The organism is Collinsella sp. SGI.241, assembly GCF_050312955.1.
Classification (GTDB): domain Bacteria; phylum Actinomycetota; class Coriobacteriia; order Coriobacteriales; family Coriobacteriaceae; genus Collinsella.
Window position 1 is genome coordinate 140112 of record NZ_JBNPKM010000003.1, and the last position, 17646, is coordinate 157757.

The 17646-nt window shown below is 59.6% G+C and carries 17 protein-coding genes; 6 read left to right on the forward strand and 11 right to left on the reverse strand.

Translation table 11 applies throughout. From position 1 onward, the window contains the following. Window positions 1–54 precede the first annotated feature (54 nt). Together ACQQ92_RS02475 and ACQQ92_RS02480 are read left to right on the forward strand one after the other, a co-directional pair. Window positions 55–993: an NAD(P)/FAD-dependent oxidoreductase gene (locus ACQQ92_RS02475; protein ID WP_427795689.1), complete on the forward strand. Its 939-nt coding sequence runs from the start codon at window positions 55–57 to the stop codon at window positions 991–993. A 154-nt stretch (window positions 994–1147) separates the two neighbouring features. Then, complete coding sequence (locus ACQQ92_RS02480) at window positions 1148–1759, forward strand: DUF1836 domain-containing protein (RefSeq protein WP_427795690.1); 612 nt, start codon at window positions 1148–1150, stop codon at window positions 1757–1759. A gap of 73 nt (window positions 1760–1832) precedes the next feature. On the opposite strand, the gene ACQQ92_RS02485 is transcribed toward ACQQ92_RS02480, so the two are convergent. From ACQQ92_RS02485 to ACQQ92_RS02510, 6 genes are all read right to left on the reverse strand, one after another. Beyond that, the gene (locus ACQQ92_RS02485; protein WP_427795691.1) at window positions 1833–2699 is read right to left on the reverse strand and encodes a DegV family protein; all 867 of its coding nucleotides are present in this window, start codon (window positions 2697–2699) and stop codon (window positions 1833–1835) included. A 178-nt stretch (window positions 2700–2877) separates the two neighbouring features. Next, window positions 2878–3999: a coiled-coil domain-containing protein gene (locus tag ACQQ92_RS02490; RefSeq protein ID WP_154516376.1), complete on the reverse strand. Its 1122-nt coding sequence runs from the start codon at window positions 3997–3999 to the stop codon at window positions 2878–2880. A gap of 32 nt (window positions 4000–4031) precedes the next feature. Further along, a complete protein-coding gene (locus tag ACQQ92_RS02495; protein WP_427795692.1) occupies window positions 4032–4577 on the reverse strand; it encodes an adenine phosphoribosyltransferase in 546 nt (181 codons plus the stop codon). A 23-nt stretch (window positions 4578–4600) separates the two neighbouring features. Further along, entirely contained in the window at window positions 4601–5485 is an 885-nt protein-coding gene (locus tag ACQQ92_RS02500; RefSeq protein WP_154516382.1) for a MerR family transcriptional regulator, read from the reverse strand. Window positions 5486–5488: 3 nt separating this feature from the next. Then, the gene (locus ACQQ92_RS02505) at window positions 5489–5923 is read right to left on the reverse strand and encodes an FHA domain-containing protein (RefSeq protein WP_195838557.1); all 435 of its coding nucleotides are present in this window, start codon (window positions 5921–5923) and stop codon (window positions 5489–5491) included. Between the two features lie 66 nt (window positions 5924–5989). Continuing rightward, on the reverse strand, window positions 5990–6694 hold the full coding sequence (locus ACQQ92_RS02510) for a CDP-alcohol phosphatidyltransferase family protein (RefSeq protein WP_427748042.1): 705 nt from the start codon (window positions 6692–6694) through the stop codon (window positions 5990–5992). Between the two features lie 665 nt (window positions 6695–7359). On the opposite strand from ACQQ92_RS02510, the gene ACQQ92_RS02515 reads away from it, so the two are divergent. Together ACQQ92_RS02515 and ACQQ92_RS02520 are read left to right on the forward strand one after the other, a co-directional pair. Continuing rightward, a complete protein-coding gene (locus tag ACQQ92_RS02515) occupies window positions 7360–8151 on the forward strand; it encodes a 7beta-hydroxysteroid dehydrogenase (protein ID WP_154516391.1) in 792 nt (263 codons plus the stop codon). 686 nt (window positions 8152–8837) lie between these two features. Beyond that, entirely contained in the window at window positions 8838–9803 is a 966-nt protein-coding gene (locus ACQQ92_RS02520; protein ID WP_427795693.1) for a hypothetical protein, read from the forward strand. A 304-nt stretch (window positions 9804–10107) separates the two neighbouring features. Here ACQQ92_RS02520 and ACQQ92_RS02525 read toward each other — a convergent pair whose 3' ends face one another. Further along, window positions 10108–10797, reverse strand: coding sequence for a hypothetical protein (locus ACQQ92_RS02525; RefSeq protein WP_154516397.1), 690 nt, complete (start codon window positions 10795–10797; stop codon window positions 10108–10110). Window positions 10798–10881: 84 nt separating this feature from the next. Between ACQQ92_RS02525 and ACQQ92_RS02530 the strand changes: the two genes are divergently transcribed. Continuing rightward, window positions 10882–11514: a zinc-ribbon domain-containing protein gene (locus ACQQ92_RS02530; RefSeq protein ID WP_154516400.1), complete on the forward strand. Its 633-nt coding sequence runs from the start codon at window positions 10882–10884 to the stop codon at window positions 11512–11514. A 32-nt stretch (window positions 11515–11546) separates the two neighbouring features. Here the strand turns inward: ACQQ92_RS02530 and dcm are convergent, their stop codons facing one another. Continuing rightward, window positions 11547–12809 (reverse strand): DNA (cytosine-5-)-methyltransferase, encoded by a 1263-nt coding sequence (gene dcm / locus ACQQ92_RS02535; RefSeq protein ID WP_427795694.1) that lies wholly within the window; start codon window positions 12807–12809, stop codon window positions 11547–11549. 172 nt (window positions 12810–12981) lie between these two features. On the opposite strand from dcm, the gene ACQQ92_RS02540 reads away from it, so the two are divergent. After that, window positions 12982–13449, forward strand: coding sequence for a DUF5067 domain-containing protein (locus ACQQ92_RS02540; protein WP_154516403.1), 468 nt, complete (start codon window positions 12982–12984; stop codon window positions 13447–13449). A 3-nt stretch (window positions 13450–13452) separates the two neighbouring features. On the opposite strand, the gene ACQQ92_RS02545 is transcribed toward ACQQ92_RS02540, so the two are convergent. From ACQQ92_RS02545 to ACQQ92_RS02555, 3 genes are all read right to left on the reverse strand, one after another. Next, window positions 13453–14943: a MutH/Sau3AI family endonuclease gene (locus tag ACQQ92_RS02545; protein ID WP_427795696.1), complete on the reverse strand. Its 1491-nt coding sequence runs from the start codon at window positions 14941–14943 to the stop codon at window positions 13453–13455. Between the two features lie 29 nt (window positions 14944–14972). After that, window positions 14973–15557 carry a hypothetical protein gene (locus ACQQ92_RS02550; RefSeq protein ID WP_154516409.1) on the reverse strand — a complete coding sequence of 195 codons (585 nt, stop codon included), beginning with the start codon at window positions 15555–15557 and terminating at the stop codon, window positions 14973–14975. Continuing rightward, a partial coding sequence (locus tag ACQQ92_RS02555; RefSeq protein WP_427795697.1) for a helicase-related protein occupies window positions 15554–17646 on the reverse strand: 2093 nt, incomplete at its 5' end. The genes ACQQ92_RS02550 and ACQQ92_RS02555, both read right to left, overlap by 4 nt.

The following is a 17646-nucleotide window of genomic DNA, read 5'->3' on the forward strand; positions in this document are numbered from 1 at the left end:
CTAAATTTGGGTATGAGCGCAAAGAACGCCAATGTTTCGACAGGAGGTCTCTTCATGACTACCAATCAGCCGATCGATGTTGCGATTATCGGCGGCGGCCCAGCGGGCTATGCTGCAGCCATTTATGCGTCGCGCTCCAACCTAACGACGACCGTGATTGAGCAAGGCATGTCGGGAGGACAGATCGCCACAACCAATGAGGTCGAAAACTATCCGGGCATTCCGCTCTTGAGCGGTGCCGAGCTCGGCGAGCGTTTTCAGCAGCATGCAGAGGGCCTGGGTGCGCAGGTCGTATGGAGCATGGTGACGGGTATCGATTACGATGCGGATGCGGCGCTGTTTACGGTGCATCACGATACGGGCGACACGGTGGCCTCAAGCGTTATTGCCTGCATGGGTGCCACGCCGCGCTCTGCTGGTTTTATCGGCGAGGATACGTATCGCGGTCGCGGCGTTTCGTATTGTGCGACGTGCGACGGCATGTTCTTTCGTGGCAAACAGGTCTTTGTCATTGGCGGCGGTAATGCTGCCTGCGAGGAAGCCCTGTTCTTATCAGAAATTGCCAGCAGCGTGACCATCGTCTTGCGCCGCGATCAGTTCCGTGCTCCCGATGGCGTGGTTCAAAAGGTGCTCGCTAAAGATAATATTTCTGTTAGGTACCAAACTAGTATTGTGGAGCTATCGGGCGAGGCCATGCCTACAACTATCACGTTTAAGGACAACGCCACTGGTGATACCTATTCCGAGTCCTTCGATCCAGGTTCGTTTGGCATCTTTGTCTTTGCCGGAACACAGCCCCATACTGAGCTTGTACAGCATCTGGTGGATCTGGCGCCTGACGGCGGTATCGTTACCGACGACTCGATGGCCACGCGCACGCCGGGCTTGTTTGCTGCCGGCGATATCCGTTCCAAGCGTTTACGCCAGGTTGTGACCGCCGTTTCGGACGGAGCCATAGCGGCAACCAGCGCATACGCCTTCTTACGAGGATAAGTACGATAATATATCTTATGTAAGGTTGCTATCTTTTTGCAAAGTGGTTGGACGGTGCGTCAATGTGCTGTCCAACCACTTTTACTTAGCGGCTATGTGGTATGCAAAACTAGATAATCTAGAATACAATATAGAAAACGAACGGAGGTCTCTTATGAACCACGTCAAACATGTTATCCCGATGTCCGATACATCGGTCAGCATTAAGCCGGAGGATATTCAGCCGACGGTGCTGCCGGATGCATTTATTCAGTCCGATATGGTGGGTAAACTCAATACGCTCTGCCTGCCACGCTATGACCAGCTGCCCAACGTAACACTCTATCGTGATCAGGTTATTGAATATGTTGCGCTGTGGATGGAGCCGCTTTCGATTTGCGTAGAGCAGCCCGTTATCACGCCTTCGATGATCAATAACTACGTAAAGGTCGGCCTCGTTCCTGCTCCGGTTAAAAAGCAGTATGGCCGTGAGCAGATTGCGCGTCTCATCGCCATTTGTATCTTTAAGCAGGTGCTGCCCATCGCTGCGGTTCAGGCGCTCTTTAATATTCAGCGCTTGAGCTACGACGCTCCGACGGCCTTCGATTATGTAGTCGATCAACTTGAGGCATCGATTCGTGCGGCTTTTTCCCTTGAGCAGACTCCCGTGCCCGATACCGCACATCAGGTTACGCGCGAATCGCTGCTCGTACGCAGTGCGGTTTCGTCTTTTGTATCGAAGGCGTACCTGATGAGCTACCTCAAGTTCAATGGGTTTAATAGCTAGGCGACGTATAACGCGGGCGGGATAAAGAGCCATCAGTCACTTTGTCCCGTCCGCGTTTTTGCTTGGTTGAGCTTTATTGGCCCGAAGCCATGCCCATGCCGTAGCCGATGATGAGACCATGCATCTCGGCGTAATAGGAATCTAGGCCGTTGCAGGGCATGATGATAGTCTTGGAGCCTGGCCAGTGCTCCACAATGCGGTCGGCAAGCGCCTGGGCTCCAGCTTCGTTCTCAACGTGATCGATGATGACCTCGCCGCCCATGAAACCCTCGGCCTCCATGGTGTCGACAATCTTGTTGAGCATCTTCTTTTCGCCACGCGTATGCCCAACGAGTTCAATTTCGCCCGCTTCGCTCGCCGTGCCCAAAATGCGGATGTTGAGCTTGTTGGCAATAACACCGGCCGCCTTGGGGATACGTCCGGCCTTCGCAAGGTTTTCGTAATTGCATAAACTAAAGAGGATCTTGCTGTTCTGCTCCAAGCTATCGAAGTAGGCGCAGGCTTCCTCAAAGGAGGCATCCGGTTTACTTGCAAGATAGCGATCAAACAGTAAGAAGATCAGGTCCATCTTGCCGCCTGCTGCGCGCGAATTAACCAGGTGAATCTTACGATTGGGCTCTTCGGCAAGCACCATGTCACGCGCGGTGGCCGCGGCATTGTAGCTTCCCGAGACGCCCTCGGAGATGGGCATGCAGATCGTCTTGTCGGCGAGCTTAAAGAGCTCAGCCCACTCCCCTACGCTTGGGCAGGAGCTCGATGATGCGCTGGATTCCGATTGAATGGCAACATTAAGCTCGTGAACATCGAGCGAGAGATCGTCGACAAATTCACGCTCCCCCACTCGGATCTTAAGGGGTGCAAATGCAAAGGTGGTATGAGGTGCGGTTGGTTGCCAATCGCGAAGATTGCAGCTCGAATCTGAGATGAGTGCCCAGCTCATTGAGGGTCCTTTCTAGTTGTTCCTCAACAATTATAGCTATCTTTCGGATAGATGCTGCGCATATCTAGTATTCAAAACTAGATTGTAGTTTACACACAAAATGGGCGGTCGAGATAAAACAATGGACCTCGCTCCCAAAGGATACGAGGTCCACTTTCGTTAGCTGAGTTAAAAACACTTAATAGCGAACGAAAATATAATTGTTGTTCATGCCAGCGGCAACGGAGCTGATGATAACGCCCGTGCTGTAGTCGGAAGCATGGATCATCTGGCCGTTACCAATGTAGATGCCGGTGTGGTAAGAGTTAACCACGACGTCGCCCGGCTGAGGATCAGAAACACGGGGCCAACCCATGAAGGTGCCGGTAGTGCCCAGGCGGCAGTAGCGGCCGGTGAGGCAGTAGCTTACAAAGCCGGAGCAGTCAAAGCTGTTCGGGCCAATGCCGCCCCAGGAATAAGCGCAACCAAGCTTGCTATAAGCGCGAGAGACAACGCTGCCGCCGTCAACGGACTGGCTCGGCGCGGAAGGGGCCGGTGCCGGGGCGGGCGTCGAGGGCTGCGGTGTGGGAGCAGGAGCGGGCGCGGGCGCAGGCGTGTTGCCGCCGCCGTTGTTGGTCGTACCGCCACCATTGTTGGTGTTCTCGGTCGTACCGGCGGTGTCGTTGCTCACCGTGGCCTTTTCGGCGGTGCTGGCATTTATGCCAGCCTGCAGCGCGGCGTTCGCCTCGGCCTCGGCAGCAAGCTCGGCCTGCAGCTGTGAATCCAGGGAGTTCACGACACTCTGGGCCTCAGCCTGCTGGGCGTTGAGTTCGTCGACCTTCTTCTGCGTCGCGGCGACGTTCTTCTCCTGCTCGGCCTGCTTATCGGTGAGCTGCTGCTTAAGGTCCTTGACCTCCTGAATGGTCTGGGCCTGCTTGTCGGAAACCTTGCCGTAGTAGAACAAACGGTTGAGCATATCGCCCAGATCGTCGACGCCCGTCAGAACCTGAAGGAGACTCAGACCGCCGGTCTTGTACTCACCGGCAACGTAGGACGAAAGCTTTGCCTGACCCTCGGCAATCTCTTGCTGCTTTTGCGTGATCTCGCCTGCAGTCTGATCAAGCTCCTGCGTCTGTGCGGAGAGTTCTTCATGAATTTGCTGGGTTTGCGTACCGATCTGCTCGAGTTTGGTACGAGCGGCGGCAAGATCGGACGCGGTATCGGCATAGGCAGGAGCCGCGAGGCCCAAGCCCAAAACACAAGCGAGGGTTGCCGTAGCAGCGCAGCGTGCCATGTTTTTGTGCGTGTTTGCTGTGCGCATGGAGCTTCCTTTCCGGTATCTAAGGGTAGCGGCTAGTCCACCGTTACCAGGCTAAAGAGCTTAACGTCCTCGTTAGAAGGCGTGAGCTTCTTGCGCGGATTAAGAAACGCAAGCTCAAGGATACAACCATAACCTACGAGCTTTGCGCCCATATCTCGCACTAGTTTACCTGTTGCCTCAACGGTTCCGCCTGTCGCGACCAAGTCGTCCAGAATCAACACGGTATCTTTAGAGCTGATGGCATCGACGTGAATCTCAATCGAATCGGTTCCATATTCGAGCTCGTATTCCTGGCTAACGGTCTTACGTGGCAGTTTTCCCGGTTTACGTGCGGGAACAAAGCCGGCGCCGAGTGCCACGGCAACAGGCACGCCTACCATAAAACCGCGAGCCTCGGGTCCTACAACCTTAGTGATGCCCATGCCGGAGAAATGCTCCGCTAGCGCGTCGACCATGGCTTTAAGTGCTTCGGGATTGCTAAAGAGCGGCGTGATGTCCTTAAAGACGACTCCGGGCTCGGGATAGTCGGGGATGTCGACGATGTGAGATTCGAAGTCGTACATGGTGTGACCTTTCATGGGAGGCTGGTTTGTAGAAGCGTTTATTTGTCCGCGCTGGCGGTGCCGGTGTGCGAGGGGGCGACAACCTTAAGCGGCTGCACGAGGGATTCCTCGCGCACGGGGACCGCGGAGGCAGATGCCTCTTCGCTTTTGGCTTTGGTTGATTCGGAGCGTGCGATCTCCTCATCGAGGGCATCGATATCGGCGTCCTCGACTACGGCGTTGAGTGACTCAAACACGCGGTTTTTGAGCAGCGCAGTATGCACGCCCTCGGTGAGGTCATGTAACTTCTTAAACGCGCGTTCGAGCTTGGCATCGCGTTCGTCATCGGAGGTGTCCATGCCAAGCATACTCACGAGCACTTGCTCGAACATCGAAGACTCGCGGTTGGCGGATGATACGTACTGACGAAGGTTTCGCGGCTCGATATGAAAGCGTGACAGTTCAGAACAGTAGCGGATAATCGGAAAATCGCGCCCGTCGACGAGCTCACGGTTCTGCGGACTCTTGATAATGCGAATAAGGTCATTTTCGGCCAAGGAGCGAATAAACGAGATCTCGACGCCCAACATATCCGGAATGGTCTCGATGGGGTGCAGCTTTTGCTTGGTTTCCTTGGGCTCCGTCTTGAGCGGAACATCGGACAGCAGGCCCACCTCGTAGGCAAGCGTGGAGAGATCTGTAGCGTTTTCCAGACGTTGCTTGATCACGTTGAGCGGCATGTAGCGAGTCTTCTGCAGGTGCAGAATGACCTCTAGACGGTCAACGTCCTCCTTGGAGTATTGGCGATACCCCTTTGGCGTACGATGAGGGGTGATGAGCCCCTCATCTTCTAGAAATCTAATTTTTGAGTTCGAAAGATCGGGGTATGCGCCTCGAAGTAAATTGACGACCTGGCCGATACTCAGATAGTTGCGTTCGGCCATGCCCTACTCACCGGTTTCGATGCGCTCCGGCGTGCTCTCGTGGTAGATGAGCGTAAACGTACCGATCTGGACGGAAGATCCGTCGTGCAGCGGGGCGGCATTGACGATGGCGCCATCAACCCACGTGCCGTTGAGCGAGCCTAAGTCCTCGATGCGAGCAGCCAGACCCTCGCGAATAATGCGTGCGTGGCTACGCGATACGGTCATGTCATTGAGGAAAATGCCGTTTGCCGGATCGCGGCCAATGGTGGTCACATCATCCTCGAGTTCAAAGGCAGCACCGGTCTGCGGCCCCTTGACAATAGACAGAACGGGGGCAGTGATGCGAACGTTCGCCATAAGATCGGGAACGGTAACGTCGCTCGAAGGCACACGGAAGACGCAGGTTGCGTCGGCAGTCTTATCGTTTTGAGGCATATTGTTAACCATGTTGTCCATGACAACCCCTAACTTAACGCGGACATGCCGCAAAGAATGAACTGTACGTAATAATACCCCAATGGCTTAGTCTTCGATTTCGGGGTTAAGAAAGTCGACGTCTTCGTCCTCTGGATGCGCAACAGCCTGTTTAATGGCCGCTCCACCCTTAATGGAATAGATGACAGCGGTGACCATGGAGAAGATGACGCCGCCATACACAAAGAAGATGCCGAGCGGTACCGAGCTGCCGTTGAGGCCCGGGAAGGCCGTGAACGTGGCGGGCAGCAGATGCCAGCCGTCCACGACGGGAAAGCCAAGCAGCATGAGCGAGAAGCCGGTCATGAGCAGCGCCGTGGCAATCTTGCCGGGAAACACTACGTCGATGGGGCGGCGGTGGTAGTGGCGCACGATGAGCGTGCCGATGCCCAGGTAGATATCGCGCCCAATGATGAGCACGCAGACCCAGATGGGAAGCTCGCCGCGAACCACGAGACCTAAAACTCCTGTAAATAGCAGCGCACGGTCGCAGATGGGATCCATAACCTTGCCGAGCCACGAGACCGTTTTAGTCATGCGGGCAATCTGACCGTCCATCCAGTCGGTGGAGGCCGCGATGGCATAGATGACAATGGCGACGACACGGTTGTTGTCCGTCACAAACAGGTACAGGAAGACCAGCGTGAGGACCAGGCGCGTGAAGGTAATGAAATTGGAGATCGTGAAAATCTTATTCGACGGGTAATCGGAGGTGCCGATAAGCTCCTTTTTGATCTTCTTTTTGATGCCCACAGGACTCCCCCGCTGGTAAACGACAAAACTCTCGATACTATACCCGTTCTGGCGATGTCTATCCAGCGCGAGCATAGAGAGTCCAGACATGTGGAGGACGCTGCTGGTCGGCACGTGGAGTCGCATTTGTGTACATCAGCCCCCAAAGATGCCAAAAAATAACGGCGCTGGTGAGGTGCTCTTCGCGTCAAGTCACTTTGCTTTCGAGCGCAAGGGACGCTCGAGCCAGGATGGAGAGGGCGAAAGCTACACCCTCACCGACCTCGACGGGGTCAATCGCATCGACTGCAAAAGCGGCTTCGGGTTCTACGCAGAGCCGAGGGCCGAGTCACAGTGGGCAGCAGCAAAGCGTGGTCCTGGACCTTCGCCAACGTTTCGCTGCGCAAGCTCTTTGAAGCATCGCTTGCGACGGGAAACCCGATAAGGTGGAGCTAGAGATGGCGGCGTTCACCTTTTGGTTCCACCCGCCAGCACCTCCCCTCTTGATACTGCAAGGGTTTCATTGTGGTGATAGACCGACACCGTTCATCGTTGTTTCGGGTTCGTTCGCAAAGTCGTGAACGCACTCCCCTCTTGTTCAGCGCATAATGGCGCACCGTATGCGGCTGAGCGGCCGCACGCTAAAGGAGAGGTGCCCGCATGGGCATCGAGAGAGAGGATGCAGTATGAACCTGAGGGAAAAGTACGGTGAGTGGGGCCTGATCCTGGGCGCGACCGAGGGCGTCGGCAAGGCGTTCTGCGAGAAGATCGCCGCCGGCGGCATGAATGTCGTCATGGTCGGCCGTCGCGAGGAGAAGCTGAACGTGCTCGCCGGCGAGATCCGTGAGACCTACGGCGTGGAGACCAAGGTCGTGCGCGCCGACTTTAGCCAGCCCGACGCTGCCGAGACCGTCTTCGCCGCGACCGAGGGCCTGGACATGGGCTTCATGAGCTACGTGGCCTGCCTGCACAGCTTCGGCAAGATCCAGGACACTCCCTGGGAGAAGCACGAGGCCATGATCAACGTCAACGTCGTGACCTTCCTCAAGTGCTTCCACCACTACATGCGGATCTTTGCCGCCCAGGACCGCGGCGCCGTGATCAACGTCTCGTCGATGACCGGCATCAGCTCCAGCCCCTGGAACGGCCAGTACGGCGCGGGCAAGGCCTTCATCCTCAAGATGACCGAGGCCGTGGCCTGCGAGTGCGAGGGCACCGGTGTCGACGTCGAGGTCATCACCCTCGGCACCACCCTAACCCCCAGCCTGCTGTCCAACCTCCCCGGCGGCCCGCAGGGCGAGGCCGTCATGAAGATCGCCCTCACCCCCGAGGAGTGCGTCGACGAGGCCTTTGAGAAGCTGGGTAAGGAGCTCTCCGTCATCGCCGGCCAGCGCAACAAGGACTCCGTCCACGACTGGAAGGCCAACCACACCGAGGACGAGTACATCCGCTACATGGGCTCGTTCTACCGCGACTAGCAGCTGCCGCGGCGCGTGCGCGAGGGCGCGTGCGGGTTCGCAGGTAGAGATGCGAGTGCGAGGGTTTCTTTGCGGGGGCGTGCGGATGCGGCGCCCGCAAAGAAACCCTCTTTTCATGGGTGGGCGCGACGGCACCTCGGCGCTCACCGTCTAGGGCGACCTGCCCGGCTCCCCCGCGATCTCCCTGCACGGGACCCTGCGCTCCGGCATCCTCTGGACCGTGTCCCGCTCGTGCCTAGTGGGCCGGCCGATCCGGCCCTCAGGGTATCGGATTCCCGCATTCATCCGTACATGTTCGTGTGAATGCGGGAGGTGTTCGGATGAGGTTGATATTCAAGGTGTAGACCGTTTTCTTGGTACTCCTCAAATGCGGCAGGGTTTTTCGAGTTTGTAGATGCTAATATAACCCTGCTCTCGAAAGAGGGCTCAGTCCCGGCTGGTAAACCTGACGTTTGGCGTGGTGTGCGTGACACGCATAGCGGGCATGGCCGCGATAGAATTTTCCATGCGGAGGGGTTCGACCCCACAGCGCCCCGAGGGTTTCGGGGGGCGAACTGGCAGGCAGGGAACCGGGGCGCAGACTGTCCAGAAGGAGGGGTGTAATGCCTCTTCTTCTTTTTTGCCACATCAATCTTCTGGCTTGATAGGTTTTTCGTGCGTGTGATTGGGTTGCGGAAGGGATTGGCATGAGAGTTGCGGAAATTGCGGAAAGGGTCGGTTGCGATCCTGAGTCTGCGTATGCGAAATTCGCCGACACACGTGAAGGCACACGCTTTCACAACATGCAGTGGCCCATTTTCGTCACCGACGAAAACTATCGCTCGTTTTGCAAGGCACTGGCAGATTATGCCAACTCAGAGGAAGGCCCCCAAAGCAACGGCCGCCATGAATTGTTCCTGAGCGTGCACGAGCTGTTCGAAAAGGGCAACGAGATTGGCGGCGCCCCAAAAAAGCGCCACTACAACTTGGACAAATCGTTCATAGGCACGGACGAGGCAAATCTCATGCTGCTCAAAGCGGCGCATAAGGGAATGACCCAGCAAGCGATCGCCGCGTACCTGGGCTGCTCGCGCACGGCGGTGCAAAAACGCCTGAGCGCCCTGGCAGGCGGCGTGCGTTTTGGCGACTCCTACATCAAGGCCGAGCCGACAAGCCGCGGCGGCCTGAAGTCGACGGCTCACCCGATCTTCCTGCCGCTGCGATTGCATGAGGTGTACCTGATGCTGTCGGCATTAGGCGAGTTTCGAGCGGAACGGTCAGGCGGGGACCCAGAGCGCGTCGTGGCAGATGATCTCGCGCGCAGAATCTATTACCAGCTGAGCGACTACGCCAAGGGCGGAATCGACAAAGCGTTGGATAAGCGAGGGGTTCGCCTCGCTGGGCTAAGGCCCGACTTCGACTCAAGCAAGGGCGTGGACGATTCGGATCGTATCGTTATGTATGAGAAGATGGGTCTCAATCTTAAAGTCGGGCTTGTAAATGGAGATGTGCTCGTCGGCTGCTTCGCGCACCACGCCGATCTTCAGAAATGCGTAAACGCCGCCGAAATAAGCAAAGACGGCAGCTATATCGTGTTTAAACTTTTGGATGGCAGATACTGGGCGGTCGACGATTCTCAAGTATTTAGCGTGGTGGCCGCATCCGGGAATTAAGTTGCGGCCAAGCCCCTCGCCCGCCCTCCCAGGCGGTGCTGCTGCGGCCGATTTCATGTTTGCTTACAAGCAAAACAGCCGCCCACCCATTCAGAAGGGTTGTACTAGTTTTTATCGTTTCGATTTTTTACGAGCACACGAAAAGTTGCGTTTAGAAAAACGAGTATCGTTGCTCCTAATGCGACTAACATCCGAGGTCAGGCAATTATAGTTCTGCCTCTGGACCCAACAACAGACACATGGTAAAGGGGTCCCCGCTTATCGAGAGGACCCCTTTCTTTTTGTAGATAAGATTATGTCTGAATCAGGAGAAGAGCATCTTGATGATTTGCTCTTTGGAATACTTCCCGGTGTCGATCTCGCCCTCATAGGGGTCCATGTAGCCGTGGAGCCAGATTTCCAGCTCGCGGTCCTCGGCTTTGCTCTCGCCGAGCTCAATCAGCTCTTCGACGGACATGTCGGCACGGTCGCGCTTAGCATCCTTGCCCGCGAGCTCCCAGCCGAGCTGCAGGGCGCACTTCTCGTGCAGGCTGAGGTCATCCATCCCGATCTCCCCGAGGTCGAGCGGGGACGACCACTTGCGGTACGGGATCGACCCGTACTGGAGAATGAAGTTTAAGACCTCGATCGGGTCATAGACCTCGCGGAGGTCGCAGTACTGGAAGAGGACGTCGCAGTCGATTTCGGGATTGTTCATGACCGCCGCGGCGAGCAGATTGGCTTCCTCGATGGTGTAGGCCTCGCCGAGGGGGAGCCACTCGAACGGCACGAATCGGCCGATGTACTCCCATGCGCGGAGTCGGAGGGACTCCGTCTCGACTCCCTCGCGCCCGGCCTCGCTTGCGAGCGCGTCCGCCAGCGCGGCGGGTTCCAGAGGCAGGTGGATCTCGGCGCCGACGCTCGGGTCGTTTCGGTAGGTCTCGAAAGACGCGCCCTCGGCGGCTGTCACCCAGATGACGATGGCGGATTCGTCGGTATTCTCGTTTTGCTTCATTTAGATTACCCTTTTCTCGATAGTTTCGTCGGTTAAGAGTCTATCGCTGTCCGAACCGGTCGTCTAGATCTCGGGGAGGGAAAGATGGGAAAACTGAGCCATGATGAGTTCCTTGCGCGGCTGCGCTATCACAACTCGCACTACGCCGACGGCGAGTTCGACGTGCTCGGCGAATACGCCGGCATCAGTGCTCCCCTTCGGTGTCGCTGCCTGGTATGCGGTAACGTCTGGGTCGGCAACCCCGACTCGATGCTGCGCCGGAACTCGCGATGCCCCAAATGCGCCCGGGTGGCGGCTGGCAAATCCTCGGGGAAATCGAGGACGTTGACGCATGAGGCGTTCGTCGGCCGTGCGGCCGATGCCTGCCCGGATATCGAAATCGTCGGTAAATATATGGGCGCCAACACGAGACTGACCGTCCGCTGCCGTACCTGCGGATACTCTTGGGATGCATTTCCGGCCACGATCCTGCGCTCTTGTTCCTGTCCCTGCTGCTCCAACCGCGTCGCAGTGAAGGGAATCAACGACCTCGCGACCACGCATCCGAAAATCGCGGCGGAGTGGGATTGCGAACGCAACGGGGAGCTGAGGCCCACCGACGTCGTGGCGGGCTCCTCCAAAAGGGTCTGGTGGCGATGCCCCGAGGGTCATGAGTGGCAGGCCATCGTATACAGGAGGAAGGCGGGCGGCGGCAGCTGTCCCGTCTGTGGAAAGTAAGGGGGAGGGTCCAAGCCCTCCCCTATCTTTAGCTATAGGTCGTAGACCTCGACCATCGCCTCGCCGATGCGGTGCGGGACGCCCGTGACGAGGGCGTTGCCCATGCAGAAGGCCCGGTGACCGTCGGTCATGCCCGTGTCGGTCCAGCCCTTGGGGAATCCCTGCAACTGGTCGAGCTCGTCGGGCACCAGGCGGCGGAAGCGTCCGTCGGGGCACTCTATGACGTGCTTGAAGCGGCTCGCGCCGGTGCCGCCCTCGCCGGTGAGGATCGTGCGGCTCGGCTTCTCGATGGAATCGGGGAAGCTCATGGCGCCCTCGGAGTAGGTGTAGGTGAAGCCCGTCTTCTTGTTGGTGCGTTCCTCGCGTTTGGCGCCCTTGAGGTATCGCCAGTCGGGCAGCTTCTCGTCGGCGATGTAGAACTGCTCGGGGACGTCCGATTCGTCTATCAGCACGTCTCGCAGCACGCGGCGCTCGCCGCGGTAGTCCTCGGCGAAGTCGCAGGTGAGGACATGGCAGCCCTGCATCACGCCGGCGTTCTTGAACTGCGAGACCTTCTGGCCGACGCCGAAGCGGGTCGAGTTCTCGTAGGGGTCGGGCAGGACATCGAGTTCTGCCATCTCGTCAGGGTAGACGGCGGGGAACGCCTTGGCCATGACGCCGCGGCGCATGCGGTCGGCCAGGTCGGTATCGCCCGCGTCCTTCTCGCAGAAGATGTAGACGCGCTTGCGGCGCTGCGGGAAGCCGTATTCGGCGGAGTTGACCACGCGCCACTCGACTGTGTAGCCGAGGTCGGCGAGGCAGCTCAGGATGATGGCGAAGTCGCGCCCGCGCTGGGACGCGGGGGACTTGAGCAAGCGGTCGACGTTCTCGAACAGGCCGAATCGGGGTTTCTTCATCTCGAGGAAGCGGTAGATGTCCCACCAAAGGACGCCCTTCTTGCCCTCGATGCCGTGTGCCTGGTTGAGGGGACGCGCAACGGAGTAGTCTTGGCATGGAAAGCCGCCGACGACCATGTCGACGTCGGGGATCTGGGTCTCCCCCGCCTCAGCCTTGTCCAGTACCCTGTTGATGTCCTCATTCACCACGGAGCTCTCGCCGAAGCGCTCGGCGTAGCATCGGGCGGCGAACTGCCTAGACTCGGTTCCTGGCGGCTCCCACTGGTTCGCCCAGACGGTGGTGAAGGGGCCTGACGGCTTCATATAGAACTCGGGATGGTTGGGGTCTGCATAGCCCTCTAGGCCAAGGCGGAACCCGCCGACGCCCGCGAAGAGCTCGGCGATCTTGATTTCAGACACGTTTCTCCAATCGCTGCTGTGTCCGTTCTTGTGAGATCGATGATAACCGATCTCGCGGACAAGATCAAGGGGAGCGGCTAGAGGGCGATTGCCGCAGCGGCAAAACAGTTGGAGCGCAATCGACGTTCGATAAGTTGAATGAGCTGGTAAACACTTCTGAAAGGAATGCTTTATGCCAAAGATGTGTACTGCCGCTCGGGCGCTCGGACTTGCTAGCCTGTTCGCGGTGGCCGTGGTCGGAGCTTTAGGACGCAATCATGCTATGAATGGGACCGACAGCGGTTCAGATTCGACCGCCGGCAAGATGAACTACTCAATCACCGGTATCGAGGTACTTGATGCTGTTCCTGGTCCTGGTTTCGGCAAAGTCGCCGTCATTCGATGGCATGCCATCAACAACAGCGTTGAAGACATTTACGCCGTCCCTCACCTCAAGGTTTACCAAAACAAGCAGGTACTCCATCCAGGTGCCGCGGGCAATAGGATCTTTTTATCCGAAAAAACGGAGCTTGCGCCGGGCGGGCAGGCCTTTGGGTCTTCAATCTACAGGATTAACGATATGTCTCCGATCACGGTAAAAATCAGCGACCCCCATGGCGAATCAAATGAGTTAAATGAAAGTTTCTATCTGGAGCGATAGAACTCAGATACAAGGCGTCACGTCGAGTCGTTCGGCCAATTCCTTACCCTTGACCCATACGTTCTGGCGGTACATCCTCACACCGTTGACCTCTACAGGCTTGTCGTTCGCATCGGTACCAGTGCCGCGGACGAACAGGACGCCGTCACGGCTCTTCGGCCAGTTGGGCGCCGTCATGGGTATCCCCGTCTTGGGCGTCACGCGCGGCGTGCCGTCCTTCTTCAGGACGGGAGCATCTATAAGTGAATCGCTGAAGATAAGGTCGCGCATGCCGTCCCAGAGCGCCCTGGCGGCATCGAGGTAGGTCCCGAGCCAAAGGGTCTTGAAACCCATGAAGCGGCACTGGCGCAGCGGGCAGTCGCGGTATCGTTCCTCGAGCACCGCCACGACCATGGTGGAGTCGATGAAGGGCGCCGCGAAAGCGGAGTCCTCGAACTCGACCGAGGGGTCGCACAGCTCGTCGAAGTCGATCGATGGGTTCAGCTTCATGTCCTCGGTCCTGCCGCCAGTGGGAGTCAGCGTCATCGTCTTGAAGACGAGTCCGGCCTTGGCGAAGAGCGGCACCTGCGAGATCTTGCCGGCATGCCCCGTGAAGAGCCTGACCACGACCTGCTCGGCGAGGGACTTATTCTCGCGTCCGGATTTCGTCTTAATCGGCAGGTCGAACTGTGCGGCAAGGTCCTCGAGCGTCTTGCCGGCGCAGGAATCGGAGATACCGTGCAGGTGCGCCCTGAGCGACCCCATCGAGGACAGCCAGCCCTGGTCGGGAATCATCCCCATATCGTCATCCAGCCGCTCGCGCGCCATTTGGGTGACGAGGGATGCCTTCAGGCGGAACCTCGGCCTGTTGGGCCACTTCGGCGAGGTGTCGAGGTAGAGCAGCTGGGGATTGATGAGCGTGGAGAGGTTCGGCATCTCGGTATCGACATCGCCCTCGAGGGCGGTGCGGACGAACTCCCTCACGACCGTCCAGTCCGCCTCCAGGCGGAATCGGTCGACCTCGTGCCACGTGTGGAGATCGTAGCCCTTGAACTCGAAGCCGGCGTACTCGACCGTCACTCCCCTGCCGGGGCGCACGTAGAGGTAGTAGACGACCAGCAGGCGCTCGGCCTTGTGCCAGAAGGCCGAGGTGGAGAAGCTTTCCGCCACGATGCCCTCGGGCGCCACGGCGGTGATGGACATCGGTTCCTTCGCACGCCACCCGCCGCGGGCGCCCTCGACGAGACCTGTCGCCTTGACCTCCCACGGCTGCCCGTCGATGAGGATATCGGGGCGGCGATCTGAATCTGCGGGGTAGCCCAGCACAGACTGCTCGATGATGGCACCGATCCTGCCCTTGTTGCGGGATGCAGATGATGCGGCGAGGACTCCGGCGGTATCGACCTCGGCCACGGTGCGGCCGACGATAGCGCCGAAGCGGCTGTGAATGTCCCGCTCGCTGAAGCTGTGGTTGCCCTTGGCCATGTTCTCCCCCTCCGTATCCCTTTCGCCCAAGGATAGCGATCTTTCGCCTATCGGGGCGTCTACGAGGGAAGCGACTCCGAGGACACCGTCGTGTCGCGCGGGCGGTATTTCCGTATCTCGGCATCGATGTCCGAGGGCGCGAAGGTCATCGGGGTCAGCTCGCCTATCAGCAGGGGGATGTCCATGGCGCCGTCCAGGTCGAGCGCCAGCGAGCGCAGCTTCTCGAACGAGACGAGCGCTGCGGCGTCGTTGGGCGTTATCACGTCAAGCGTCTCACGGTTCGCCGCGATGATGACGGCGAGCTCCATCCCCTGCTTCTTGCAGACCTTCAGGGCATCGAGGAAATCGGAGCCGATGCTCATCTGGTGCCTGAAGGTTATCCGGGCCCATGTGGAGCCCTTCACGTAGTATCCCGAGTCGCCAAGCCAGCCCGCCTCGGTGAGCTTGCGGTCGATGACGGCGTTGAGGGTCTTCTGCATCCCCTTGGGGGCCCTCTTCCCGAGGCGTATCTTGGCGTCGCGCTCGGCGTAGAACTCGACGGACGACTCGGACCAGACGTCGTCCGCGAGGATGTCGGCGAGCTCTGCCGCCTCGGGGGTCAACTCGGGCGCGGCCCAGGGCGCGGCGGTGTAGCGAAGTCTCATCTCTCCCCTTCCCTTGCTTCGTGATTCCAGAATTCGGGCCTCGTCGGGCATTCGCCGCACGCGAACGCCATCGACAGCGCGGAGGGGTTCGGCAGGGTCTCGGGCCTTTTGCCGTCACCGGCCCGCGCCACCAAATCCCTGCCCACAAGGATATCGGTAAGGACCGCGTTGTCCAGCGGGCGCGACGGGTCGCCGGCCGAGGAGAAGGCGGCGGGGCGGCCGTCGGGGTCCTCGATGACCGCTAGGCCGTCGGTTCCGAAGTCCCTCTCCCGCCATGGCGCGGACGAGAGCGAGACCGTCTGGTCGCATCCCACCTCCGCGGTGAGCTCGACCTCACCGCCGCCCGCGAGCGAGAAGCTCATGCGGCCCGCGCCGAGGTCGGTGTGGGCGAAGGACGATTCCGCCGCGTCCATGAGGGCGGAGCGGATGGAGTCCGATGCCGTCTCGCCCGGTTTCCCGCCGCCGGCGAAGAGCCTCTCGAGTGCCCTCGTCTGCGCGGAGTTCCTGAGCTCGAGCAGCGACTCCATCCCCTCATCGATGGAGGGCGAGCCGGAGAGGATGGCGTCGCGGATCTCCGTGGCCACGACGTCGGGGAACTCGCCCACCGCGAGGTTGGCGGTATGGAACCTCTCCTGGATCCTCGTGTACATCCGCTGCTCGACGCTGCGGGGGTACCACACGTTGTAGATATCCACCTCGGCCGCCCTCTGGCCGAGTCGCGCGACGCGTCCGATCCTCTGCTCGAGGACCGAGGGCGTCCACGGGACGTCGACGTTGACGAGCACGCGTGCCGCCTGGAGGTTGAGGCCTTCGGATGCCGCGTCGGAGCAGATGAGCAGCCTGAGGTCGCCGCGCCTGAGGGCGTCGGTTATCTCGGTCTTCGCGCATGCGCGGACGTCGTCCCCGCGGTGGATCTCGGATACCGAGCCGCTGTAGATGCCGTACGTGTAGGCGTCCGAGTCCTCGCGGCCGCGGAACTCCCCCGCCAGCGCGTCCACGGTGTCGGTGTAGCGCGAGAAGAGGAGCACCCTGTCCCCGGCCGCCAGGCTCTCGAGGGCGATGTCCACCGATTTCTTGACCTTCATGTCGAGCCCGCGCTCGATGAGGCCCTCGGCCTCCTCGATCAGCGGCCTGATGGCCGCAGCCTCGATGGACGCGGTGGCGGCGACGTTCGCCGCGCTCAGGCCGTCGAGGTCGCCGGGGATGTCCGCCGAGGCGGCATCCCCGTCCTCGAACAGGTCGGAGTCGTCATCCGGGTCGAGGTCGAGCCCGAGGTCGGCGAGGATTCCCCAGTCGGGGGCCGCCGTTCCGGAAAGGTCGGCCCTGATGGAATTCAGCTTGGCGAGCCGGCGCTGCAGGCTCCTGTAGCACGACCAGAGCGAGGACGAGATCCTCTGCTGGTAACCCACCCTCGTGAACCCGGTCGAGTTCCTCCTGCCGGGGCGCATCGCCTCCTCAATCGAGAAGTACTCGTTCGAGATGTAAGCGTCGACCCTGCCGTAGAACGACATGACCTCGCGCTGGCCGTCGAGCGACACGGCATGCAGGTTGCGCCTCGGGAAGCGGTAGCCGACCCCCTCCAGGGAGCGCCTGGTGTTCCTGACGGTGAGCAGGTGCGCGGGGTGGAGCATGGTGAGTGCCTCGCGCACCGCGCCCCAGTTCCTCTGGACGTAGTCGGCGAGCGCGATGGAGTCGGCGCGGTCGATGCCGGCGAGCGACGCCACCGACGCCCTTGACGCGGGACCGAGCTCGGAGAGGTCGGGGCGCATCTCGTCGAGGGTCGACAGGAGCAGCTTCGCGGATTCTGCTGCGGATGTGAGGTCGGGTGCCGCGCTCGACGCTATCGTTTCGAGGGAGCCGAGGAAGCGGCTCTCCTTCCCCCATCTTTTCGGCAGCCCGAGAAGCCGCAGGAGCGCGTGGTACTCGGATGCTTCCTTCTGCATCGGCGTGGCGGTTGCGAGGATCACGTGCGGTATCTGGGCGCAGACGGACTCGAGCATGGCGTAGAGCCTCGTCGTCTTCTTGCGCCCGCCCGCCTGCGTGCTGACGCGGGCGGCGTGGGCCTCGTCCACGACGAGCAGGTCAGGAA